Below are 23,905 nucleotides of genomic sequence, written 5' to 3' on the forward strand. Positions count from 1 at the left end.
CGATGGATCAGAGAACCGAGCGCGCATCAGACGCCACAGTTGCTGCTCCAGCCGCAAAACCGGCGAAGTCGCGCTTCCAGAGGTTGCGCCAGCGCTTCCGCCTGTCGCCCGTCAACCGCCGCCGCTGGGAACGATTCAAAGCCCACAAGATCGGCTATCGCTCGTTTATCATTTTCACCGCCCTGTTCATCGGCTCGCTTTTCGCCGAGTTCATTGCCAACGACCGCCCGCTGATCGCCAGCTACAAAGGCGAGATCCTTTTCCCGGTGCTCGTCGATTATCCGGAAGAAAAGTTCGGCGGCTTCCTCGCCGTGACCGACTACCGGACGCCCGACATCGCCAACGAGATCAACGCCAACGGCTGGATGTTTTGGCCACCGATCCGCTATTCCTATTCGACGATCAACAAGGATTACCCCGGCCGCATCGGCGATAATGGTGTCTGCCTCGGCTATCCCGCGCCGCCGCCTTGGTCGACGAAGCTCAAGCTCTGCGATGCCCCGGCCGACCAGATCGCGCGCTTCAATGAACTCGGAAACACCAACTGGCTCGGCCTCGATGATCAAGGCCGCGATGTGCTCTCCCGCGTCATCTACGGCTTCCGCATTTCGGTGCTGTTCGGCCTGATCCTGACCATCGTCTCGTCCGCTGTCGGCATCATTGCGGGCGCGGTGCAAGGCTACTTCGGCGGCCGCGTCGATCTCATATTCCAGCGCCTGCTCGAAATCTGGAACTCGATTCCGGAACTGTTCGTGCTGCTCATCATATCGTCGCTCTTCGTTCCGGGATTCTGGACGCTGCTCGGCATCCTGATGATCTTCAGCTGGACGTCCCTCGTCGGCCTCGTCCGTGCCGAATTCCTGCGTGGCCGAAACCTCGAATACGTTCGCGCCGCGCGCGCGCTCGGGCTCTCCGACACGCAGATCATGTTCAAGCACTTGCTGCCGAACGCCATGGTCGCAACGCTGACGTTCCTGCCGTTCAAGCTGTCAGGCGGCATCGCCGCGCTGACCGCGCTCGACTTCTTAGGCCTTGGCATGCCGCCCGGCTCACCTTCGCTCGGCGAGCTGCTTCTCCAGGGCAAAAAACATCTCGAAGCGCCGTGGCTCGGCATATCCGGCTTCATTGCCGTTTCGATCATCCTATCGCTCGCGATCTTCATGGGCGAAGCCGTGCGCGACGCGCTCGATCCGCGAAAGACATTCAGAGGCAAGAGTTGATGGCAGCCGGAACGCCCCTCGTCGACGTTCGCAATCTATCCGTCGCCTTCGGAGACGGCGCCGAAGCCGTGCGCGTCGTCAAAGGCGTGTCGTTCAACATCGGCAAGGGCGAGACGGTGGCCCTCGTCGGCGAATCCGGCTCCGGCAAAACCGTCTCCGCGATGTCGATCCTGCGGCTTCTCCCGAACTCCGCTTCCCACCCGACCGGCGAAATCCTGTTCGAGGGCAAAGACATCCTGAAGGCGAACCCGGCAGAGCTTCGCGCCATCCGCGGCCGCCGCATCTCCATCATCTTTCAGGAGCCGATGACGACGCTGAACCCGCTTCACAACATCGAGAAGCAGGTCGGCGAGATCATCAAGTTGCACCAGCCGCTGTCGAACGAGAAAACCCGCGAGCGCGTCATCGAGCTTCTGACGAAGGTCGGCATCCGCGATCCCGAAAAGCGGCTCGGCGCCTATCCGCACCAGCTGTCGGGCGGCCAGCGCCAGCGCGTGATGATCGCCATCGCGCTCGCCAACAAACCGGATCTGCTGATCGCCGACGAACCGACGACCGCGCTCGACGTAACGATCCAGGCGCAGATCCTCGAACTTCTGAAGTCGCTGCAAAAAGAGATGGGCATGGCGATGCTGCTCATCACGCACGACCTCGGCATCGTGCGCCGCATGGCAGAGCGCGTCTACGTGATGCGCCACGGCGAGATCGTCGAGACGGGACCGGCGGAAGAAGTCTTCACGCAGCCGAAGCACCCCTATACGCGCCATCTGCTCGAAGCGGAGCCCAAGGGCACGCCCCCGACGACCGACAACACGCGTCCCGTGGTCGTCGAGACCGACAACCTCAAAGTCTGGTTTCCGATCAAGCACGGATTGCTGCAGCGGACGGTCGATTACGTCAAAGCCGTCGACGGATTGTCGATGAAGCTCCGAGCCGGTGAGACGCTCGGCGTCGTCGGCGAATCCGGCTCCGGCAAGACGACGCTCGGCCTCGCGATTTTGCGTCTTCTCTCATCCGACGGACCGATCGCTTACGTCGGCAAGCGCATTGACGGCCTGACGAACAAGCAGATGCGGCCGCTGCGCAAGGAAATGCAGATCGTTTTCCAGGATCCCTACGGCTCGCTGTCGCCGCGCTTGACCGTCGGCCAGATCATCGAAGAAGGCCTCGTCATCCAAAACCCGGAGCTCGACGACGAGCAGCGCCGGGAACGCGTCAGCGCCGCGCTGACCGAAGTCGGCCTCGATCCGGCATCGCAAGATCGCTACCCGCACGAATTCTCGGGCGGCCAGCGTCAGCGCATCGCGATTGCGCGCGCCATGGTTCTGCAGCCGAAATTCGTCATGCTCGACGAGCCGACGAGCGCGCTCGACATGAGCGTGCAAGCCCAAATCGTCGATCTCCTCCGCGATCTGCAGACGAAGCACGACCTCGCGTACCTCTTCATCAGCCACGACCTGAAAGTCGTGCGCGCGCTTTGCAACTACGTCATCGTCATGAAGAACGGCAAAGTCGTCGAGGAAGGCCCCTCACGCGACATCTTTGAAAAGCCGAAAGACGAGTATACGAAGGCCCTTCTCGCGGCCGCGTTCGACATCAAAGTCGCCCATCGAGGAGCGCTCGCGAGCTAAAAAGGGAGGCCGATGATGCCAACGCCCAAGCTCGTTCACTACCACGCTCCGCAGACACGATCCTTCGCCATCCGCTGGCTTCTCGAAGAACTCGGATCGCCGCCCCACGAGCTCAAAGTGCTCGACATGAAGAAGGGCGAGCACAAAACGCCGGAATTCCTCGCCATCAATCCGCTCGGAAAAGTCCCGGCCATCACCCACGGCGGCGTTCCGGTGACGGAAGTGGGCGCTATCGCCATCTACCTCGCCGATCTTTTCCCTGACGCGCAACTTGCGCCCGCCATCGGCGACACCGCACGCGGCACCTATTTGAGGTGGATCGTCTTCAATCATGGCGCCGTCGAACCCGCCATCACGGACCGCTGGCGCAAGATCGAACCGACGATGACCTCCGCATTGTGCTACGGAACATACGACGGCACGGTCGATGCTCTCCGGGGTGCGGTCAGTCGCGGTTCTTACATTCTTGGTGAAAAATTCTCTGCCGCAGACGTTGTAATTGGATCCGCCGTCCGCTGGTTGACGCTGTTCAAGCTCCTGCCCGAAAAGCCCGAATTCACGAGCTATCTTGAACGCGTCACAAGCCGTCCGGCGTTCAAGAGCGCGCAGGCGAAGGACGAAGAACTCGTCCGCGCACTGGCGTCCTGACGGGGGATCGGCACGCGGAGCCAGTTTCGGAGGCTGAAGGATCAGCTATCCTGCAGCCTCCGAATCGCCGCTTGCGAGACCCCTCCATGCTTTCCGACGATGTATTCCGAGACCGCCTCGAACAGACGCTCGTCGATATCGAAGGATGGGGAGCGGCAATCCGCGACTGCGCCGACGTCGGCATCGCCGCCTCCGATCGCTATTGGCGGATGGTCGTCGTCCCGAACGAGGATCTTGCCTGCCCATTCGAGCTGATGATCAGGTCCGATCAGAAATTCAGCTTGAAGCTCGCGGCGGAAACGTACGAAGACCGGCCAATCGAACGGCTGGACTTGTTTCCCGCCCTCGTCCGGGCGATCGAGGCCGGACGCGTCGACAAGATCGAAATCTACAATGCGTTGACGGATGCGCTCGCCGGCATCGCCATGCGCGTCGAGCTGGCGCCGGGCTGGGACTGGATCGGCGACCGCCGGATCTCCCCGCCGACCCCGGCCGAAGAGTGGCGCACGCGGCGCTTCCTGCCGTATCGCCGCTGAATACTACTACTGAATGCTAAAGAGACGGCGCATGCCCGGCGAGGCGCTTGATCGCCGAGATATGACCGCCCGTTTTGGCGATTCTCCGTGCAGCCTCAGGCAAAGGTTCAACCGCGACCAGCATGTGATAGGCGTTGGCGTGAACCAACATCACGCCGTCGAGCATGATGCCGACGTGCCCCTTCCAGAACACGAGGTCACCCCGCGCTAAGCCTTCGAGGTCTTCGGAGACGAGCACCTTGTCGCCAAGCTCTGCCTGCTGCATGTCACTGTCGCGCGGCGCAGGGATGCCCGCCGCATGAAGCGCCGTCTGCACGAGACCTGAGCAATCGATCCCGACGCGCGTGCGGCCTCCCCAGAGATAGGGCGTGCCGATAAAACGTTCGGCGATTTCCGCATAGTCGCGCACGAAACGATCCTTCGGCGCCGCGTGCCGCGCGTAGAGGAATCCGCCGCCTTCGAGTTCCAGAAATCGCTCGTCGCCGCCACGTGCCGCAATCGGCGCGTTCATCGGAAGATGCATGATCGGCGCCGACTTGATGTCCGGCGCGCTGTAAAGAAACGTGCCGAGTGTCTGCACGCGATGCGTGGGACTTATGACGCCGCGCGCAATCGTATCGGAGCGCAGATAGCCGACGTATCCGTCGCGCGCGAGCTGAACCCAGGCCCAGCCATTGCCTTCATCGAAAATCGTCAGGCTTTCACCGAACAGGGCCTCGGTCTCAAAGCCGCGCGACGGATCGGGCTGCTTGCGAAGCGGCACCGTCGCCCGCACGATAAAGCCAGCTTCGCCCGGAACATAACGCTCGGCGCGGACGATCCCCTCGAGCGACTTCGCCGCGAGGTCCGGACGAAAAGCATTGCGCCGCGGATCGAGCGCGCCTGCGGGCCGTTGTGAAACGCTGGTGGTCACGAGGTCAGTTCTCGCCTCAGTTGTTCCATGACCGCACGCGCCGTCTGCGGCTCCCCGCCTTTGGGCCCGAGAGGCCGCGGCGCCGGTCGCCAGCCATATAAGTCGAAGTGGGCGAAACGGCGAGCCTTGCTGACGAAGCGCTTCAAAAATAATGCCGCGGTGATCGCGCCCGCGAACGGCGATTCCCAAACATTGTTGATATCGGCGACGTCGCTGTCGAGATGGCGGCGGTAACCTTCCCAAAGCGGCAAATGCCACAACGGATCCCCAATCGAGGCCGCAAGCGGCGGCAGGCTCCGGGCGAGTTCATCGTCATTCGTAAAGAACGCCGGCAAGTCGGGACCGAGCGCCGTTCTGGCCGCCCCGGTCAGCGTCGCGAATACGAAGATGCTGTCAGGCTCATCCGCGTCGGCGAGCGCAAGCGCGTCCGCCAGCACGAGCCGCCCTTCCGCGTCCGTGTTGCCGATCTCGACGCTGAGGCCAAGACGGCTTGCAATGACGTCACCCGGCCGGAAGGCATCGCCCCCGACCGAATTCTCCGCCGTCGGTATCAGCACGCGCAACCGGCATTTGAGCCCCTGCCCCATGATCATGTGCGCGAGCGCCAGCGCCGTTGCAGCGCCACCCATGTCCTTCTTCATCAGAAGCATGGCGCTCGCAGGTTTGATGTCGAGGCCGCCGGTGTCGAATGTGATGCCTTTGCCGACGAGCGTGATCTTCGGCGCGCCGGCCGGTCCCCAACTCATGTCGATGAGACGCGGCTGCCGCGGACTGGCCCGGCCGACCGCGTGGATGAGCGGAAAATTCGCCGTCAGCAGATCGTCGCCGGTCGTCACCGAAATCTCGGCACCGTGACGTTCCGCAAGCACGCGCGCGATGGCTTCGATATCGGCAGGCGCCAAATCGGAAGCGGGCGTGTTGATCAGATCCCGGCCGAGCCACACAGCTTCGGCCGTATTGATGATGCGATCGGCTCCTGCTCCAGCGAGCCGCAGCTTGGCGCGATCGCCGTTCTTGTCTTTGCTTTTGTAGCGCGAGAACGAGTAGGCCCCGAGCGACCAAGCCAAAGCCGCAAGCTCATCGTGCGCCAACTCCGAGGCGAACCGATACGTGCCGGCAGGCAACGCCGGACTGAGCAGCCCGGCAAGCAGTTCGGACGGACCGCTCGGCTCGCCCTGCTGGCCGTTACCGATCCCGAAGGCGACAGACGCGATCTTTCCGCCGGCGCCCGGAATGAGAACAGTACGCTTGGCGCTGCCCGAGAACTTCTGAGCCTTGAGCCAGGCGCGCTGAACATCGTCGAGCGATCCGATCGCCTCGGCGCCGTCGGACGGAACGAAATGAATCGGAATGTCGTCTGCGACTTGAGCGCCAAGTGCAAATGTTTCCGCCGCTGCCCAGGCTGCCGTCTCGACCATCCGTCTTACACTCCGCTGCACGTTGCATTCATTGTCTGAAAACGCGCGCTGGCTGCAAGTGTCGGGGCCGCCAGAGCACATCTTTCCAGAGATGCATCTGCTTATACGGGTCTCCGTCAAAACTTAAGCGTTTGTTGACCCCTGCCCCAGAAACTGACGGCCTCGCAAAGATTCGCGCGCAAATCCGCGAATCACTTCCCCGACGGAGACTTTCATGACGCGTGTTGAGCGCCCCCTCCCGCTTGCAGTGCTGCGGCCCGCCCGCCTGGGCACCCTTGCTGCCCTGTCTGCGTGCCTGCTGCTCGGTGCGTGCTCCGCGTCGACCGACCTCTTGCCGAGCATCGCGATGAAGCCGGACAGCGGCGCCAAGACGGCCGATGCCACGCCCTCATCCCCGCAAAACGAGTTGCAGAAGGCGACAATCTATTGGGGCAACGAGTACACCAAGAAACCGACGGAGCTTCGCCCCGCGCTCAACTATGCCAAAAATCTGAAGGCCCTCGGCGAAAAGGAGAAAGCTCTCGCCGTCCTTCAGCAGGTCAGCCTCCTCCACGGCAACGACCCGGAAGTCGCGGGCGAGTACGGTCGCTTAGCGCTCGAGATGGATCAGGTTGGCGTCGCCAATCAGATGCTGACGATGGCCGACGACCCGACGAAGCCCGACTGGCGCATCGTTTCTGCACGCGGCACGGTGATGGCGAAGCAGGGCAAGTATACCGAGGCAATACCCTTCTACGAGCGCGCCCTGACACTTTCGCCCAATAATCCGACGGTCACGAACAACCTCGCGATGGCATACGCGATGAACGGCGATCCCAAGAAGGCTGAAGATCTGTTGCGGCAAGCAATGTCAGCGCCGGGCGCGACACCCAAAGTCCGCGAGAACCTCGCCCTCGTTCTGGGACTTCAGGGGCGTTACGACGAGTCGAAATCCGTCGCCTCGGCGGTGCTCAACACCGATACGGCATCGGCCAACGCCGCCTATCTGAAGCAGATGGTAAGGCTCGAGCCGACGACCGCCATGCCCGACGCCAAAAGCTTTGCCGTCAATACGTCGGTCAGCCCGTCCGCTCCCGCGCAGGACGCTTTCCAGAACGCCACGGCAACTCCCGCGTCTCTGCCTGTAAGCCAAGGCGTCTGGCAGACGAGTACCGACGAAGCGCTGCCGATCGCACGATAACGAAACGCGCGGTTCTCTTTTTCAGATCAGAGAGCAGCCCGGCGACCCAAATCGCCGGGCTTCTTCGCGTCGTGCTATGCGCACCATTCAAATGAAATAGCCCCAATCGCCGAGTGGCGATCAGGGCTAACGCTACACAAAGAGAATTTCCGCGGGAGCTTCGCGAGCCTTACTTTTGCATCTCCATGTACGAGATGCCGGCCGGCCCGAGAATGACGATGAAAAGCACCGGCAGGAAGAACACGATCATCGGAACCGTAAGCTTCGGTGGCAGAGCCGCAGCCTTCCGCTCGGCCTCCGACTGACGAATCTCGCGGTTCTCCTTCGCCATCGTTCGAAGCGCCTGACCAACCGGCGTACCGTAACGTTCGGCTTGTACAAGCGCCGTCATAACCGCTTTGACACCGGGAAGGCCCGTGCGCTTTGCGAGATTTTCGTAAGCTTGCCGGCGCTCCTGCAGATATGAAAGCTCGGCCGTCGTCAGCATCATCTCTTCGGCAAGCTCGATCGATTGAGCGACGATTTCCTTTCCGACTTTCGCAAAACCCGCCTCGACCGACATGCCCGATTGGACACAGATCAAAAGCATGTCGAGCGCATCCGGCCACGCCTGCTTGATCGCCATCTGCCGCTTCTGCACGCGGTTGGAGATGAACATGTTCGGCACGTAAAAGCCGAGGAAACCCGCCGCCAGCGCCATGAGAACGTTGATCGTCGGCGGGTAGCCGGTATCGTAGATAACGAAGAAATAGAACAGCGCAAAAAAGAAAAGCACGATCGGCGCGGCGACGCGAAAGAACATGAACGACACGATGTTCGCCTGCCCGCGAAGACCGGCGCGCTTCAGGTTTTCGCGCAATTCCTCATTATCGAAACGCTCGCGTAGCTTCAGCTGATCAACGACCCGCTGCATGAAGCCCTTCGGCGTGGACCTGAGCCGCCCACCCTGCTGTCGGTCCTTCGTCGCCATTTCGGCAAGACGCGCCGAGCGCATTTTGCTGCGCTCGATCGCCATTTCTTTCATGCGCCGGTTCATCTGGTCACGCTGCAACATCGGCAGCGCCACCGTCAAAACGGTTGCGAATACGCAGAACGCCGCCAGCATCGTCGCGATGAATTGCGGGTCCATTACCGTATTGACGAATGACGTCATCGCAGTCCTGCCATCATGCTTGGTTGCGTGAAAAACGGCCTAGAATTTGAAGTTGATCATCTTCTTCATGATGAGCACGCCCGTCATCATCCACACCGCGCCCACGGCAACCATGAATTGACCCATGGTCGTCGTGAAAAGCGGCATGATGTAACCAGGCGACGAAAGATAAACCATCGACATGACGCCCGGCGGCAACGAGGCGAGCACGATAGCCGACGCCTTCGCCTCGGCGGAAAGCGCTTTGACCTTGAGAGCCAGCATTTGCCGGTCACGAAGGACGTTCGCAAGGTTCGCAAGCGCTTCGGACAGGTTTCCGCCCGACTGCTGCTGGATGCCGATGACGATCGTCAGAAAGCGCATTTCCGGCAGCGGCATCCGCTCGCACATCCGTTCGAGCCCATCTGCGATTGAAAGCCCAAGCCTTTGCTGCTCGACGACTTCGCGGAATTCGCTCGCAAGCGGTTCCGGGCTTTCGCGCGAAATGACCTGAATACAGTCGTTCAGCGGCAAACCTGACTTGATGCCGCGCACCACGACGTCGATCGCGTTCGCCATTTGCCCAACGAACTTCTGTTGGCGGCGGTTGATCATTTTGTTCAGAATCCAGCGCGGCAGTCCAAAGCCGCCGACAAACGCGACGACGACTGTACCCGCTAATGGCAGCTCGACGATGAAGATCGAGATCGACGCCAAAAGACCGCCGAGCAAAGCGCTGGCGATATAGAATTCACGCGGCGTCATTTTGGAGCCGGCCCGCATCAGCTTCAGGCTGAGCGTGACCTTCTTGCTGCCATTGCGATCGTCGATCTCCTTCAACGTATCCGCAACCGATTTCCTGCGGCTGCTCGGCAACTCGCCGGTGGCGCTCGCAAGCCGGGCGCTTCGCACACCGGCGACACTCTTTAATCGCTTCGCTTGCCGATCATCGGCGAAATAGGGGTAAGCGAATGCGAATACCGCGCCCGCAAAGGCCAACGCTGCAAGCAGCGGCACCAATACTGAAAGGAGATCCACCTCACCCATTGCGATCTCCCAACGGACTGCCGTGCTTGTCTTCGATTTCAGATGCGACAAGCGCCGTCATAAGCCGTTCGGCCTCGCCGTAATATTCCGCACGCTCCATGAAGCGCGGCCGCGTGATACCCGTAGAGCGGTGTCTGCCGATCAGCTTGCCGTGCGCATCCTCGCCGGTAATTTCGTAGACGATCAGGTTCTGGAGCGTGATCGTCTCCTCTTCCATCCCGAGCACTTCGGTGATGTGGGTGATCTTGCGCGATCCGTCGCGCAAACGCGACGCCTGGACGATGACATCGACGGAGCCGCAAATCATTTCGCGAATGGTCTTGATCGGCAGCGCGTAGCCGCCCTGCATGATCATCGATTCAAGACGGCTCAAAGCCTCGCGCGGACTGTTGGCGTGCAAGGTGCCCATCGAACCATCGTGGCCCGTGTTCATAGCCTGCAGCAAATCGAAAGCTTCAGCGCCGCGGACCTCGCCGACGATGATCCGCTCAGGCCGCATACGCAGGCAGTTCTTGATGAGATCGCGCATCTTGATCTCGCCCTCGCCCTCGAGGTTGGGCGGACGTGTTTCAAGACGCACGACGTGGGGCTGCTGAAGTTGAAGCTCGGCCGAATCTTCGCACGTGATGATGCGCTCATCGTGGTCGATCGAACCCGTGAGACAGTTGAGCAGCGTCGTCTTGCCCGAACCCGTGCCCCCGGAAATCAGCACGTTGCAGCGTACGCGCCCGATGATCTCGAGGATCGTCTTCGCATCCGGTGTGATCGAGCCGTATTTGACCAACTGATCAAGACGCAGACGATCTTTCCGGAACTTTCGGATCGTGAGCGCAGGCCCATCGATGGCGAGCGGCGGTGCGATAACGTTGACGCGCGATCCATCGGGAAGACGCGCGTCGCAAATCGGACTCGATTCATCGACGCGCCGGCCAACCTGGCTGACCATACGCTGACAGATATTCATCAGCTGCTGATTGTCGGCGAACCGGACATTGGTCTTTTGAACCTTGCCGGCGACTTCGATGAAGGTCGTGCCCGCGCCGTTCACCATGATGTCGGCGATGTCGTCACGCGCGAGAAGCGGTTCGAGCGGGCCATAGCCCAGAACGTCGTTGCAAATGTCTTCGAGCAGCTCTTCCTGCTCGGCAATCGACATCACGACGTTTTTGATTTGAATGATTTCGCTGACGATATCGCGAATTTCTTCGCGCGCCGCGATACCGTCGAGCTTCGACAGCTGCGTGAGATCGATCGTATCGATCAACGCATTGAAGACCGTCGTCTTGACGTCGTAGTACTCTTCCGAATGGCGCCGCTGGGATTCAGCGACCGGCTCAGGCGCCCGTTGCATCGCGGGACTTGCCGGAATGGTTGTCCGCGCCGGCGCCGATGCGCGCGGCTCGATAGCGGCAACAGCGGCCTGCGGTGCAGGAGCCTGCGGCGCGACGCGCTTCTCCGGCGGTGAATCGTTCGAGCGCCTACCGAACATGCGATTTAGGTCCTCAACGCTTAAGCTTCAACTTCTCCAGGATCGGCGCGATGGCCGACAGCGGCGAACTCTGCTTTTCCGCTTTAGTGTCTTTACGGCGTGTTAGCTTGAACGCCAGATCGTGAAACTTCTCGATAGCCTTGGCCTTCGAGCTGAACTCGCCGACCATCTGACCGTTGTTCGCGGCCTGGCTGAAGGTTTCCGAGTCGTAGTCGATGACCGAAATAACCTTGAGCCCCAGCGCCTGCTCGAATTCCTTGACGCTGATTTCCTGCCGCTTCGGCACATTCGCCATATTCAGGATGAGATGGGGCTTCTCGTCGTTCTTTCGCGACGTCTTCAGAAAATCCACGATGTTCTTGGCGTTCCGCAGGTTCGCAAGATCAGGCACGGCCGTGATGACGACCTCGTCGGCCTGCAGCAGAACGTGCTTCGACCATGGTGACCACCCATGCGGAAGATCGACGGCAACAAACGGTACGTTCTGGCGCGCCACATCTATGACGATGGCGCAGGCTTCCGGCGAAATATCGTAGTCGCGATCGAGCACGACCGGAGCCGCAAAAATTGAAAGATGCTGCGAGCATTTGGTGAGCAGGCGATCGAGAAGCTGATCGTCGAGACGTTCAGGCGTCGCAAGTGCTTCCGCAATTCCCTGTACCGGGTCCTGGTTGAAATCGAGACCCGTGGTGCCGAACGCGAGATCGAGATCGGCAATCGTGACGCCCGACTTCAGAACCTCCGACATCGTCCACGCCACGTTGTGGCAAATGGTCGACGATCCGACACCGCCTTTCGCGCCGATGAACGCGAAGACATGACCGACGGGGTCCGTTTCAGGATTATTGTAAAGATTTGAGATGCTCTCCATCAACGCCATCGGATCGACTGGCGCGACGAGATACTCCGCAACACCGCGCCTCAGCAGTTCGCGGTAAAGGACGACGTCGTTATGGCGGCCTACAACGATAACCTTCGTCCCGGGATCGCAGCTCTCAGCTAAGCGGTCGAGATCAGCGAGCAGCTGGCTAGCTTTCAGCGCGCTGTCGAGGATGATCAGATTGGGCGTCGGACTGTCGATATAGTGCGCAACGGCAGCGCCGATACCGCCCATATGAACGCTGACATGCGCCTTCGACAATCGGCGGTCGTCGGCGGCATGCTGAAGCGCTTCCGCAACGTACGCATCGTCACAAAATGCCTGGATTGAAATGCGCGGGATCGGACGGGCGCGATCCGCCGGATGGATATCCGGCGAACCTGCATTATCGAGGAACGGTTCGTCGCTTAAGCTGGCTGTAGCGTTTTTGGTCATGTCGTCTCCGAAAGATCAATTGCTAAGTCCAGGCTTATCGATGGTCGACTTTTCGGCATCGGCGCCGAGCGGCTTACCCGACACGTATTTGGTGTACATATCGTCCCGGCGGTTCGCGTCGCGGCTTGTCATCGTGCGCGGACCGAGAAGATCGGCGGGGTTCGCCACCATGACGGCGAGATTGCGTTGTCCCGCGCAGCCGAAATTCGGATAGGGCGTGTTTTGATAAGTGCGCGCGAGATTTTCCGACCAGTCCCGTCCGCAGTCGGGCGCCTCGGCCACATAGCGCATGTAGGACAACCGCAGCGGCGCATCGCGGCCGTCGGCATGATAAGCCTCAACCGCTATCGACGTTTCCGAATAGCCGCTCTGGATCATCAACTGGCGTGCTTCGTCGGCCGCTTGCATCGATGCGCTTTCATTTGCCGACCCGCCAGGAGCCGAAATGACGATGCGGCTGTTTCCGGCATCCGCAGCCTTGCTTCGGCCAGCGAAATCCAGGACGCGCGCACGCTGCATCGGCGTCAGACCATCGGCATTCGCTGCGACCCGTAAGTTGAGGGTGGCAGGCTGCTGGGACACGAGAATGGGGTGACGCTGCTCGGGATCGACGAGCTGCCAACCCGCGACCTGAGGGCCGGGCGCATCGTGCCGGCACCCGGCAACGATGACCGGGACAAGCGTGGCGATGAGAAGCTTCGCAAATCCCGATCGCACATTCTGCGCAAGGCGGTCGGTCGTGCACTTGATCGGCATGATACGTCAACGCCCCAGCTATTCGACGATGAAACCGTAGTCACCCTTGAGACCGCCGGAGGGCATGACTTCGCCCTTGCCGTAGATCCGGTTGAGATGACCGAGAAAGTCCGCCTTGAGATCGGTCGCCGGCGCCAAGCCGTCAGTCGGCGCCGCAAGCTGCTGACGCGAGGTCGGCTGCACGAGATACGGCGTCACGATGACGACGAGCTCCGACTCTTGATTCTGAAAATCGCGGCTGCGAAACAGAGTACCGAGAATTGGAATGTCCTTCGCGCCCGGCAAGCCGTCGATGTTTTGCTGCGTCTTGGTATTGATGAGGCCCGCAAGCGCCAGCGACCCGCCGGACGGCAGTTCGACCACGGTTTTCGCCTGCCGTGTGTCGAACACCGGGTTGCCGCCAATGAACTGCGAAATATCGCTGACGCTGGTGTCTATCTTCAGGCTGATGCGGCCTTCCGACAGAACGACGGGTGTGAAGGCGAGCTGCACGCCGAATTTCTTGAACGCGACGGAACTCGTCCCCGTTTGCGTGTCGATACCGGTGACATAAGGCACTTCGCCGCCAGCGAGGAATTCCGCAGCCTCGCCCGAAATGGCGGTGAGGTTTGGTTCCGCGAGCGTCCGGATCAATCCATCGCGCTCGAGCGCACGAATAGCTGACTGGATCCGGTTTGATCCCGAACCCCAGCCCGAAAGCAGACCACTGTTGCCAACAGAGCCGTTACCGGGACCGGAGTTGAACGGGCAGATCGGCGCGCCTGCGGCGCAGGCAGCACCCGCGGCAGCAGGAATTCCGAATGTCGGAAGCGTCCCGAGGCCTTGCGCGGCGGTGATCGGGAATGAGTTCTCCGTCAGAAGCGTCGTCGAGAAGCTTCCCGATTGCAGCATGCCGCCGAGATTGACGCCCATCTGCTTCAGAAGCGTGCGTTGAACTTCGGCGACCGTCACCTTGAGCATCACCTGCTCTTCAGCTTCGACCGTCAGCATATTGATGACGGGTTGTTTGTGTTCGTTGGTCGCGCTCTCGGTGGCAGTAACGCCGTCTTTGACGTTGACGCCCGAACTCACGAGCTGCTGCGAGATGAATTGTGCTGCGATATTGCCGGCGCGCGTCGAGTCGATCGGGCTCTTAACGCTTCCGGTCAAGATGACCGTCTGATTGAGCATCTCGACCTTGATAGAAGAGCCCGTGATGATCCGGTTGAGGAGCGATTGAAGTCCGGCCGTCTCTCTTTCGATGAAAAGCTCCATGGTCGCGAATTGCGCGCCCGAAGTATCGAAGAAGAAGGCATTCGCCTCTCCCGCCCCCTTGGCCAACAGGAAGACGCGGTTGGAACTGAGCACCACCGCATCCACGACGGCGGGGTTCGACACCATCACGTCGCGGACATCGCGCGGGAATTCGAGCAGGACCGATTTTCCCATACCGATCTTCAGGCTTTTCCTGATGGGGCCGCCGGTGTCCTGGATGCGAATGAACGACTGATGATGTCCGGCGTCCGCCGAAATATCGCGATACGCTTCTTCGGAATCTTGCGGCTGCGCCGAAGCTCCTGGAAGGGCCAGCGTGGCGCTTACAAGCATCACTATGGCGCGCAACGAAGCGCGCCATGAAAAACCGAAATTACTGCGCATGAGGCCCTATACCCTATGACGACTACTGACTAAGCACTTACTCAGTTCACGCCATACACACGCGACTTGGCTCCGTAGCGAACGATGCGCACGGAATTGTTTTTAGGCTTGTCCAAGTTGAGACCGCCGGCCCGCGCCGGATCAGTGCTCAAATCGGCAACGCTACGAAGCGAAAGGGTGATTTCGCCCATCGCATTCGCAAGCGCCATCATCTCTGCTTGCCGCGGCGTCAGCTCCAACGTCGCCGTCGTCGCCGAGCTATCAGCCGCCTTCTTGCCTTCCTTCGTCTCGATCTGCTGCCCAATGGCCATCACACGGACATTGCGAAACAGCGTATCGGCGACGCTCTCTTCCTGATTGCCGCGATTGCGCACCTGACGGATCAGGATAACGTCGACATGATCGTTCGGGAGGATCAGGCTACCGGCAGCCGTCTCGGCTTTGATTTTCGTCGAGATGGCGCGCATGCCTTGCGGCAGGATCGCAGCCAGGACGCCGCCTTGGCCCGCCTTGATCAGCTTCTGAGTGGTGACGGGCTCGCCGGCGAGCATCGGGGAGCGCGCCACTGAGCCCGAAAGATTGTGCATCATCGCGATGCCGCCGCCCTGCTTCGTGACGTAGCTCGTAGAGACGGCTTCGGACGGCCAGGATACCCAGCGGAAGCTGCCCTCGTTGACGATCTGCCCGACGGGAATATCCGATCCAGCGACCAGAACTTCAGTGCTGTTGACGGTTTTTTCGACAGTGACTGGAGCTGGCGGCGGACGCACGAAAGAACTCGCCACGTAATAAGCGAGTACAGCGGCGCTTAACGCCACCGAAAACCCAATGAGCTGAGCCCGTTTCATCCGCCCCGTCGTCCCTCGAGATCAGAAATCGATCTGCTCAGGACGATGACGACCAATTGTCAATTTGAGGTTAATCTCTGTCTCGAAGCGAGGCTAAGGCGTCGAAACGTTGTAGAGACAGTTATCGAAGCGTAAACGAAGCCCAACCGAGTTAACGAGCAGCAATCACACGAGCGAAAGAAAAATGTCGGTCATCGGAAAAATCGCGAGCGCGCCAGCGGCGATGGCGATGCCGTACGGAATAGGCCCCTTTTGCACGTGGAGGCGCTGCGCCCATCCCGGAAGAGCAAAGGATTGAGCCGGAAACCAGTTGCGATAACCGAGGATTACCAACGAAAGAACGCCGCCGAACACTGCGACGCAGACGAGGTATCCGACAACCTGGTTGGCGCCGATCCAAATGCTGCCGGCCGCGATCAGCTTGGCATCGCCGCCGCCGAGAAGATTGAGCGAAAAGAGAACGAAGGTCACGGCAAGGGTCACGAGCCCGATCGCGAGGTTCGTGCCGAACGTCTCCAGCGGCATCTGAGTGAGAACAGCCACCGCGACGAAGCCGCCGACGAGCGCCAGCGAAATCTTGTTCGGTATTTTCATCGTGAAAAGATCGTTGGCTGCGGCAAAGGCCATCGCCACAGGGAACGTCATCAGGAAAAGCGAGGCGAGCGACGTCATGTATCGAGACCTGGGGAAGAATGCCACGGACGCCTGAGGATGCAGCAATTTGAGTAAAAGCGAGCCTAACGGCAGGGATCCGTGAGCCGGAAGCTATGAATTAGCCGCGGTAACGATAGAAGCGATGGACGAAAAAGCGGCCTGCAAGAAAGTTGATACCTGGGTCAAACCGGCGACGATGCAAACACTCACGATCCCCGCGATCAACGCGTATTCAAGGGCCGTTGCGCCGTCTTCATCGCGAAGAAAGTTCCGCATAGGTTTCTTACGCACGCCGGAATATTCCTTCTGCCACCATTCCAATGAATCGCCGTGAACGAGGCTAAAGTAGGGGCCTTAATCTTCGGTGGCTGGAGTTCGAGAGAGCATTTCAGCGCAGAAACGCGTCAACCGAACTGAGCAACCAGATATAAAAATGCGCCCGGAGGGGCCTCCGAGCGCAGTTCGCATGTGTGGAATTTAGAATTACGGGGTCGGGGCCACGCCCGTGGTGAGGGAAGTGCCGACGCCCGTGAAGGTGTTGACCAGCGCGGTCTTAAGAGGGGTAAGCCCTGCGATGATGCCGACACCGACGATCGCGGCGATCAGGCCGTATTCGATGGCCGTTGCACCCGACTCGTCGTTCATGAAACGCGAAAACATGTTCATTTGTACTCTCCCAAACTTGTCGCAAGTGTATGTCCGATCCTGGTCCACCGGGGGTATCCGTCCTCTCCGATGAACTTTAGCGACAATAATCTTCAAAAATTAAAGTCAGGTAAAACCGCCGATCCCGCGCGGTTCATCAGACTAAAGTCCAAATGATCACGGATCATTTCTCAAAATATCCAAGTATACTTCCGTATAAAACATGATAAATCTGCTTACTAAAGTGAGAATAACTTCAACTGTGCGCGCAAAAATCAAGTATTGAAGAGTTAATACTTCTTAATTATTAAACTTATCCATCTCGTTGAAGCCAAGATAAAGTCTACATGCTGCGCGTTTCCGCACGGCCAACTGCCCCGGATCTGCCTGAGACCTTTGGTGATCACCGCCTGCATTCGGGTGCTCACATTCAACTCAAGTAACTTTTTGCATTCCCGCGAATGACGCGCCGCACCTTGCGCGGTTGCGTAAAGACGCCCTCGCTTTCGATTGATACGGGCGTTTCCAGTTCCTTCACCAATTCATGCGGTAATTATCTTTTCCTCGAGCCATCGGATTTCGAATGCCCGCGCAATTCAGAAGAGCCGCAACATCGTTTCGGATGATTCGGAGCGTCGCCTGCGCTTGCCTCATCGGATTGGTTGGAACGCCGGCCTCCGCCGCCGACTTGATCGTGCGCTACGACCAATCGCAATTGCTGCGGCTTCCAAGGCCCGCGTCCGAAATCATCGTCGGCAATCCATCGATTGCGGACGTCACGCTTCAGGACGGAAATCTGCTCGTCGTGACGGGGAAGACATTCGGCATCACGAACATCATCGCTCTAGATACCGACCATAACGTCATCCAGGATCAGCGTGTGATGGTGGAGCGCGACGACCGCAGGGTCGTGAATTTGCATAAAGGGACGCAACGCTTCACATTCGCCTGCACGCCAAACTGCGAACCGACACTGACGATCGGCGACGAGAAAGACTTCTTCGAGAACGTAAAATCGGCCAACTCGAGCAAGACGAAGTTCTCAGAAGGTGCCTCTGATCAAGGCGTCAACGCCAACAACCAACAATAATGAGTCGAAGGCGCGGGATCGGTCTCCATTTCGTTTAACGCTTTGTGAACCGCGCCAAAGGAAAGACCTTTCGATAAATACGCTTTTAATGTTCCAGGACTACCTCTCAGCATAACAAGGGATGAGGGGCGGAATGCTTCTGCGTATGCCGAACTCCAGCTTACTGAAAGCTCGTCGCCTCCTGCGTTTGCAGGCCGGCAGCCTTCGCCGCCTTCAACGCGACGACAATGGCGCGACCGCGGTCGAGTTTGCGTTCGTCGTGACCCCATTCCTTATGTTCATCTTCGCGCTCATCGGCTGCGCCTTCTATTTCTTTATAGCGAACTCGATCGAGAAGGGCATGGATCAGGCGACCCGGCTTGTCCGAACTGGCCAGGCCGTTACTCAGAAGATGACTGTCGAGCAATTCAGAAAGACCATCTGCACGGGGGCAGGTAGCTGGATCGATTGCAACAAACTCAAAGTCGTCGCCTCCCCAACGGACGACTGGAGCAAAGTCAAAGATCCGATTCAGTGCTTGGGCAACACTCAAAACCAAGACCAAATCATGAAGGCCACGGATTTGATCGCAATCTATACGGGCACCGCGAGCCAGGTCGTTATGGTCACAACCTGCTACCAGTGGGATTTTACGGCCAAGCTGCCCTTCATAAAACTTGGCAATGCTCCAGACGGTTCGACCGTGATCCAAACTGCAACAGCGTTCCGCAGCGAGCCATACCCGAGCAATTGACCCATGCATCCAATTGGCCACCCCCGATTGATCTCGCGATTTCGCCATTTCTTACGCGATCACGCCGGCGTCGCAGCCGTCGAATTCGCCTTCCTGGCTCCGCTGTTGATGTTGATGACGTTCGGCACCTTCGAAATAACCCGCGCCCTGATCATTCATCAACGCTTCCAGAAAGCGACCGGGATGATTGGCGATCTCGTTGCCCGTGAGCAGCAGCTCGGCGCGGATCCTACGGCAGCTGCAAAGCAGTTAGACTCAATCATGAAGGCGGCCGAGCACGCCATGGCCCCATACAGCTCCGGCCCATTGCAGATGGGAATCTATCAATTCCGAGCGAGCAGTACCGACGCAACCAAGACGCGCATCGAATGGTCTTACGCGTATCACAACATGGCCATTCAGCCCTGCTCTCTAACTTACACGTCGAATAACCTGACCCCCGCGAACCTTCTCTCGAAGGGAGATGCGGCAATCATTATCGATGCCAAGTATCAGTATTCACCGCTGCTGACGAACCTCCTGCCGGCCGTCATCAAGAAGATGGATTGGACAGACAGGATGACGTTCGCGCCGCGATTCGGCTCCGTTTTTTACGGCCAAGCCACGCAAAATACGACTTGCCCGACATAATCACCCTCTGCATTAACATGTCGGGCACGTGTGTGCGCCAAGCATCAATCTTTTGATAATTTCGAAATCTTTTTTAATTAATCAGACTACGGAGCAAATTAATCCTCCGTTCCCTGAACGATCGGTATTTATTTATCCGCGCACCCCCGCACGGCTAAATTGTCAAGAACTTTTTTTTCTTAAGAGTCAAGGAAATGAGCATCTCATTTCGTCGGCACCCTGACTATGTCTTGTTACTGCAGCAACATTCAGTACAGTTTGATTGTTCAGCATCAAGATTGATTTAGAGGCTGTTACCTTATGGGACGACGATCAGTTCATTCGCCGGAGGAGTTGCGCCAGCTTATTCTCGACGCGTCGCAGACGATCGTCGAACGTAATGGGATTACCGGTCTATCAGCGCGCGAAATCGCTCGTATGATCGGTTACTCCCCGGGCACACTCTACAATATCTTTGAGAACCTGGACGACGTTCTGCTGACGCTTCAGGTGCAGTTGATGGCCCGTACGCTCGAACATATGAAGCGCGTGCCACTTGGACCGCATAGCGATCAAAACATCGAAGCCTTGGCGCACAGCTACGTTGACTTCGCACTCGTCAATCGCCGCATGTGGAGCTTGTTTCTAGCCCATAGCTTGCCGCCGGGAACGACCGTCCCGGCATTACTTCACGACTATACGAATAGCATCATCGATATTGTCAGGGGCGCGCTTGAGCCGATTGCGCCCAATTCCCCGCGCGAAGCTTTGGATGCAACGGCGCGCACTCTGTGGGCCGGTCTAAATGGCATTACGGCGATAGCCGCAACCGAAAAGGGCGTTTATTTGACGCCCGCCACGGCACAATCCTTCGCCAAGGAACTGACGACGATCTTTCTTAAGGGTTTGCGCTTCGAGGTGGCGCATCAGTAACCGGAGCAGCCTGCGGCACCGCTTCTGCCGCAGGCTTGGACTGGACGATCTCCTGCGCAGGCTTCGCCTCTTCCGGATGATTGCTGCCCGTCTGTTCGCCGCTCGGATGATCACCAATGGAACTCGTCGTTATGCCGTTTGCCGCATCGGGCTTCCGGCTGGCGAAGCGTGGACCTTCGACGATCCCGAACCATTTGTCGGTCGGGAGAAGCCGTTGCTGCAAGCCCGTCCACATGCTGCGTGAACTCAGCCCGTCGACGAATGAGGTCGTCTGAGGCGAAAGCATGATGGCCGCGGCGGTCGCTCCCGCCATCGCAATCGACGCGGGAATGTGGCGTTGATCGAAAAACTTCAGCGCTGTGCCGAATGAAGATTTGATCCGCGTGTCCATAACGTCGACGGAATAGATCTCGTCGAGCGTGAGGTGCGTTATGTAGCCGACGAACATGAACACAGCCGCGAGCCACGAAACGCCATCAGGCTTGCCCAGGAGATGCCGAAACACGATCGCTGTCGCAACCGCCGAGAAGACCGCGGCGAGGATTGAATGCCAAATCCCTCTGTGCACCGAAATCCCATGGAAAATCGCGTGCAGACCGTATCGCACGACGAGCAGCGTTCCGAGCCACAGCACCCAGAGTTCGGCTATCGAGAATTCGGTCGCCGCGTTGAACAGCACCGCAAATGAAAAGAAAATGGCGAGCCCGGCAAACATGGCTCGGCTCGGCCGAGAATCCTTGAGATCGATATCCGGCAGCACGGAACCGAGCACACCCGCCAAAGTTACCGCGACGAGATTTTGCGGAGCGACAACGTCCGCTGCAAGGGTCAGGGTTGCAAGCGCACCCGTTACGACGGTACCAATCGCGATGTGAGTGGTGAAATTCGCCATGGCTGCCCCAAACCGCAATGCCCGCTCGGAATCCGAGACTTAAGGACTGGCTGGCGGTCCTCTCTTCGGCTAATGGAGCATCAGATTCGCACCGTCCCGACGAGGGCTTGATGCGGCACGGATGTGGATAAGCCCGGCGAGCCGTACCGCTGCCGTGGCACCGGAGACGCTCTCCCCACATGTGGCGCTGCGATTCGAAATATAAGACACATGCATCGCCATCGACGGAACACCGCTCCTAATGTCCACTGCCACTGCAAAAATGAACGACCGAGTTGCACGGATCGCCGCGATCAATATCGCTGTGGCGCTGACGGTCGTTACGTTGAAATATATCGCCTACGCGGTTTCCGGATCGGTTGCTCTCTTCTCCGATGCGCTCGAAAGCATCGTCAACGTGATGACTGCGGTCGCCGCCTACAGCGCCATCCGCCTGAGCGCCAAACCTGCCGACGCCGATCATCCCTTCGGCCATTACAAGGCCGAGTTCCTCGCAGCCATGTTCGAAGGCGCGATGATCGCCGTTGCTGCGCTGCTCATTCTGATCAAAGCCTACTCAGGCATCGTCAACGGCGTCGAGTTCGAGCACCCGGGTCTTGGCCTCGCAATCAACGTCCTGTCCACGGTCATCAATGCCGCTTGGGCGTGGTCGATGATCCGGCGGGGCACGGAATGGCGCTCACCCGCACTTGTCGCTGACGGCCAGCACCTGTTTACGGATGTCATCACGTCGGTCGGCGTCGTCGTCGGCCTGACGGTCGCGATCCTGACGGGCTGGTACTTCCTCGACCCATTGATCGCCGCAGTGGTCGCGCTGCACATTCTATTCGTGGGCTACAGGATAGCGACGGAATCCATGTCGCGATTGATGGATCAGGCTGCGAGCCCCGAAATCGAAGGCCGGATTCGCGGTGTCATCGAAGCAAATGGTCACGGCGCGCTCGAGGCCCACGACATCCGCACCAGGCAAGCCGGCCGCGCGCTGTTCATCGAATTTCACCTCGTCGTACCAGGCTCGATGAGCGTCGACGACGCGCACGTCATTTGCGACCGGCTCGAAGATGCGATCGAACGGAGCATCATAGGCTCGGAGGTCGTGATCCACGTCGAGCCGGAATACAAGGCGAAGCCCGAAGAATCGGGGGCCGTACCGCTTTAAGCGCGAACAGCCCAGAGATCGTATTCATCGGCTTCGATGACCTTGCCGCGGATCATGTCGCCCGCTTTGAGTTCGTCTTCGCCGTTCAGGAACACGTTGCCGTCGATATCGGGCGCATCCCACTTCGAGCGCCCGATTGCGCCCTCTTCGTCGACTTCATCGATGATGATGTCGATCGTCGAGCCCACTCTCGCTTGCAGCATCTCACTGCTGACGTCCTTCTGCGCGACCATGAAGCGATGCCAGCGCTCTTCCTTCACCTCTTCCGGAACCGCGCCCTCGATCGCGTTGGCCCGCGCGCCGTCCACGGCTTCATATTTGAAGCAGCCGGCACGGTTGATCTTCGCTTCCTTCAGCCAGTTGAGCAGGAACTGGAAATCTTCTTCCGTCTCGCCCGGAAACCCGACGATGAACGTCGAGCGAATGGCGAGGTCGGGACAGACGTCGCGCCAGCGGCGGATACGCTCTGCCGTTTTCTCCTGCGACGCCGGACGGCGCATCGCCTTCAACACGGCCGGAGAGGCGTGCTGAAACGGAATGTCGAGATAGGGCAGAATCTTGCCTTCGGCCATCAACGGAATGACGTCGTCGACGTGGGGATACGGATAGACGTAGTGCATCCGCACCCACGCACCGAGATCGCCCAGCGCCCGTGACAAATCGAGGAACCGCGCTTTGAGCGATCCGCCCTTCCACGGGCTTTCCGCATACTTCAGATCGAGACCGTAGGCGCTCGTATCCTGACTGATGACGAGCAATTCTTTGACACCCGCGCTGACGAGGCGTTCAGCCTCGGTCATCACGTGGTTCGCAGGCCGGCTGGCGAGATCGCCCCGCAACGACGGGATGATGCAGAACGTGCACCGGTTGTTGCAACCTTCGGAAATCTTCAGATAAGCGTAATGGCGCGGCGTGAGCCTAAGCCCCTCGGGCGGCACGAGATCGAGAAAGGGATCATGCAGCGGCGGCACGGCATCGTGGACGGCTTCAACGACCTGCTCGTATTGATGCGGCCCCGTTACGGCGAGAACGCCCGGATGCGCCTCGCGAATCCGGTCCTCTTCCACGCCGAAGCAGCCCGTCACGATCACCCGGCCATTGCCGTTCATCGCTTCGCCGATGGCGTCGAGACTTTCCTTCTTGGCGGAATCGAGAAAACCGCACGTGTTCACCACGACGACGTCGGCGCCCGAATAGTCCCGCGCGATCGAATAACCTTCCGATCTGAGCTTCGTGATGATGCGTTCGCTGTCGACCAGCGCCTTCGGGCACCCGAGCGAAACGAACCCGACCTTGGGCGTGCGCGGTTGCGGCGCGGCAGAGCCATGCGCTAGCCGCCGTACCTTTGCACTTGCCTTTGCCTTGATCTTTGCTGAGGGTCTCGCCATGTTCGCGCTTCTAGCCTTCGGGCCTCGCAAG

General features: G+C 59.3%; 24 protein-coding genes. 10 read left to right on the plus strand and 14 right to left on the minus strand.

The genetic code is table 11. The annotated features are described in order from the left end of the window. Positions 1-2: 2 nt before the first annotated feature. The 4 genes from G359_RS17610 to G359_RS17625 all read left to right on the plus strand — a co-directional run bounded on the left by G359_RS17610 (position 3) and on the right by G359_RS17625 (position 4,035). Positions 3-1,220 carry an ABC transporter permease gene (locus tag G359_RS17610; RefSeq protein WP_245280080.1) on the plus strand — a complete coding sequence of 406 codons (1,218 nt, stop codon included), beginning with the start codon at positions 3-5 and terminating at the stop codon, positions 1,218-1,220. Further along, on the plus strand, positions 1,220-2,851 hold the full coding sequence (locus G359_RS17615) for an ABC transporter ATP-binding protein (protein WP_045837173.1): 1,632 nt from the start codon (positions 1,220-1,222) through the stop codon (positions 2,849-2,851). The genes G359_RS17610 and G359_RS17615 overlap by 1 nt, the downstream gene beginning before the upstream one ends. A gap of 15 nt (positions 2,852-2,866) precedes the next feature. Continuing rightward, positions 2,867-3,499, plus strand: coding sequence for a glutathione S-transferase family protein (locus G359_RS17620; RefSeq protein ID WP_197077607.1), 633 nt, complete (start codon positions 2,867-2,869; stop codon positions 3,497-3,499). Between the two features lie 86 nt (positions 3,500-3,585). Then, positions 3,586-4,035 carry a hypothetical protein gene (locus G359_RS17625; RefSeq protein WP_045837175.1) on the plus strand — a complete coding sequence of 150 codons (450 nt, stop codon included), beginning with the start codon at positions 3,586-3,588 and terminating at the stop codon, positions 4,033-4,035. 16 nt (positions 4,036-4,051) lie between these two features. Here the strand turns inward: G359_RS17625 and G359_RS17630 are convergent, their stop codons facing one another. Beyond that, entirely contained in the window at positions 4,052-4,948 is an 897-nt protein-coding gene (locus G359_RS17630; protein WP_045837176.1) for a C40 family peptidase, read from the minus strand. Then, on the minus strand, positions 4,945-6,366 hold the full coding sequence (locus tag G359_RS17635) for a leucyl aminopeptidase family protein (RefSeq protein ID WP_045837177.1): 1,422 nt from the start codon (positions 6,364-6,366) through the stop codon (positions 4,945-4,947). The genes G359_RS17630 and G359_RS17635 overlap by 4 nt, the downstream gene beginning before the upstream one ends. A gap of 214 nt (positions 6,367-6,580) precedes the next feature. Here G359_RS17635 and G359_RS17640 point away from each other — a divergent pair, with 214 nt between their 5' ends. Continuing rightward, positions 6,581-7,546 carry a tetratricopeptide repeat protein gene (locus G359_RS17640; protein ID WP_045837178.1) on the plus strand — a complete coding sequence of 322 codons (966 nt, stop codon included), beginning with the start codon at positions 6,581-6,583 and terminating at the stop codon, positions 7,544-7,546. Positions 7,547-7,715: 169 nt separating this feature from the next. Here G359_RS17640 and G359_RS17645 read toward each other — a convergent pair whose 3' ends face one another. The 10 genes from G359_RS17645 to G359_RS17685 form a co-directional block, all read right to left on the minus strand. Beyond that, positions 7,716-8,699 carry a type II secretion system F family protein gene (locus tag G359_RS17645; RefSeq protein ID WP_045837179.1) on the minus strand — a complete coding sequence of 328 codons (984 nt, stop codon included), beginning with the start codon at positions 8,697-8,699 and terminating at the stop codon, positions 7,716-7,718. Between the two features lie 39 nt (positions 8,700-8,738). Then, positions 8,739-9,725, minus strand: a complete 987-nt coding sequence (locus G359_RS17650; RefSeq protein ID WP_052699445.1) for a type II secretion system F family protein — start codon at positions 9,723-9,725, stop codon at positions 8,739-8,741. Continuing rightward, positions 9,718-11,214, minus strand: coding sequence for a CpaF family protein (locus G359_RS17655; protein WP_045837180.1), 1,497 nt, complete (start codon positions 11,212-11,214; stop codon positions 9,718-9,720). The genes G359_RS17650 and G359_RS17655 overlap by 8 nt, the downstream gene beginning before the upstream one ends. Before the next feature lie 13 nt (positions 11,215-11,227). Beyond that, positions 11,228-12,529 carry a response regulator gene (locus G359_RS17660; protein WP_045837181.1) on the minus strand — a complete coding sequence of 434 codons (1,302 nt, stop codon included), beginning with the start codon at positions 12,527-12,529 and terminating at the stop codon, positions 11,228-11,230. 15 nt (positions 12,530-12,544) lie between these two features. Beyond that, complete coding sequence (locus G359_RS17665; protein WP_045837182.1) at positions 12,545-13,285, minus strand: CpaD family pilus assembly protein; 741 nt, start codon at positions 13,283-13,285, stop codon at positions 12,545-12,547. An 18-nt stretch (positions 13,286-13,303) separates the two neighbouring features. After that, positions 13,304-14,923 carry a type II and III secretion system protein family protein gene (locus G359_RS17670; protein WP_045837183.1) on the minus strand — a complete coding sequence of 540 codons (1,620 nt, stop codon included), beginning with the start codon at positions 14,921-14,923 and terminating at the stop codon, positions 13,304-13,306. A gap of 41 nt (positions 14,924-14,964) precedes the next feature. After that, a complete protein-coding gene (gene cpaB / locus G359_RS17675) occupies positions 14,965-15,771 on the minus strand; it encodes a Flp pilus assembly protein CpaB (protein WP_045837184.1) in 807 nt (268 codons plus the stop codon). 165 nt (positions 15,772-15,936) lie between these two features. Beyond that, the gene (locus tag G359_RS17680) at positions 15,937-16,443 is read right to left on the minus strand and encodes an A24 family peptidase (RefSeq protein WP_045837185.1); all 507 of its coding nucleotides are present in this window, start codon (positions 16,441-16,443) and stop codon (positions 15,937-15,939) included. Between the two features lie 93 nt (positions 16,444-16,536). Beyond that, positions 16,537-16,701, minus strand: a complete 165-nt coding sequence (locus tag G359_RS20215) for a Flp family type IVb pilin (RefSeq protein ID WP_082072999.1) — start codon at positions 16,699-16,701, stop codon at positions 16,537-16,539. Between the two features lie 207 nt (positions 16,702-16,908). Beyond that, complete coding sequence (locus G359_RS17685; RefSeq protein WP_045837186.1) at positions 16,909-17,091, minus strand: Flp family type IVb pilin; 183 nt, start codon at positions 17,089-17,091, stop codon at positions 16,909-16,911. Between the two features lie 601 nt (positions 17,092-17,692). On the opposite strand from G359_RS17685, the gene G359_RS17690 reads away from it, so the two are divergent. The 4 genes from G359_RS17690 (at position 17,693) to G359_RS17705 (ending at position 20,435) form a co-directional block, all read left to right on the plus strand. After that, positions 17,693-18,160 carry a pilus assembly protein N-terminal domain-containing protein gene (locus tag G359_RS17690; RefSeq protein WP_045837187.1) on the plus strand — a complete coding sequence of 156 codons (468 nt, stop codon included), beginning with the start codon at positions 17,693-17,695 and terminating at the stop codon, positions 18,158-18,160. Positions 18,161-18,434: 274 nt separating this feature from the next. After that, positions 18,435-18,893 carry a pilus assembly protein gene (locus G359_RS17695; RefSeq protein WP_245280146.1) on the plus strand — a complete coding sequence of 153 codons (459 nt, stop codon included), beginning with the start codon at positions 18,435-18,437 and terminating at the stop codon, positions 18,891-18,893. Between the two features lie 27 nt (positions 18,894-18,920). Then, the gene (locus G359_RS17700) at positions 18,921-19,523 is read left to right on the plus strand and encodes a TadE/TadG family type IV pilus assembly protein (RefSeq protein ID WP_245280081.1); all 603 of its coding nucleotides are present in this window, start codon (positions 18,921-18,923) and stop codon (positions 19,521-19,523) included. Between the two features lie 300 nt (positions 19,524-19,823). Next, positions 19,824-20,435 carry a TetR/AcrR family transcriptional regulator gene (locus G359_RS17705; RefSeq protein WP_045837189.1) on the plus strand — a complete coding sequence of 204 codons (612 nt, stop codon included), beginning with the start codon at positions 19,824-19,826 and terminating at the stop codon, positions 20,433-20,435. On the opposite strand, the gene G359_RS17710 is transcribed toward G359_RS17705, so the two are convergent. Next, positions 20,401-21,327 (minus strand): metal-dependent hydrolase, encoded by a 927-nt coding sequence (locus G359_RS17710; protein ID WP_082073000.1) that lies wholly within the window; start codon positions 21,325-21,327, stop codon positions 20,401-20,403. The genes G359_RS17705 and G359_RS17710 overlap by 35 nt on opposite strands. Positions 21,328-21,568: 241 nt before the next feature. On the opposite strand from G359_RS17710, the gene G359_RS17715 reads away from it, so the two are divergent. Next, complete coding sequence (locus G359_RS17715; RefSeq protein ID WP_082073001.1) at positions 21,569-22,486, plus strand: cation diffusion facilitator family transporter; 918 nt, start codon at positions 21,569-21,571, stop codon at positions 22,484-22,486. On the opposite strand, the gene rimO is transcribed toward G359_RS17715, so the two are convergent. Next, positions 22,483-23,874 carry a 30S ribosomal protein S12 methylthiotransferase RimO gene (rimO, locus tag G359_RS17720; protein ID WP_045837190.1) on the minus strand — a complete coding sequence of 464 codons (1,392 nt, stop codon included), beginning with the start codon at positions 23,872-23,874 and terminating at the stop codon, positions 22,483-22,485. The two genes, G359_RS17715 and rimO, sit on opposite strands and share 4 nt — an antisense overlap. Positions 23,875-23,905: the final 31 nt, after the last annotated feature.

This window comes from Hyphomicrobium sp. 99 (genome assembly GCF_000384335.2).
GTDB lineage: Bacteria > Pseudomonadota > Alphaproteobacteria > Rhizobiales > Hyphomicrobiaceae > Hyphomicrobium_B.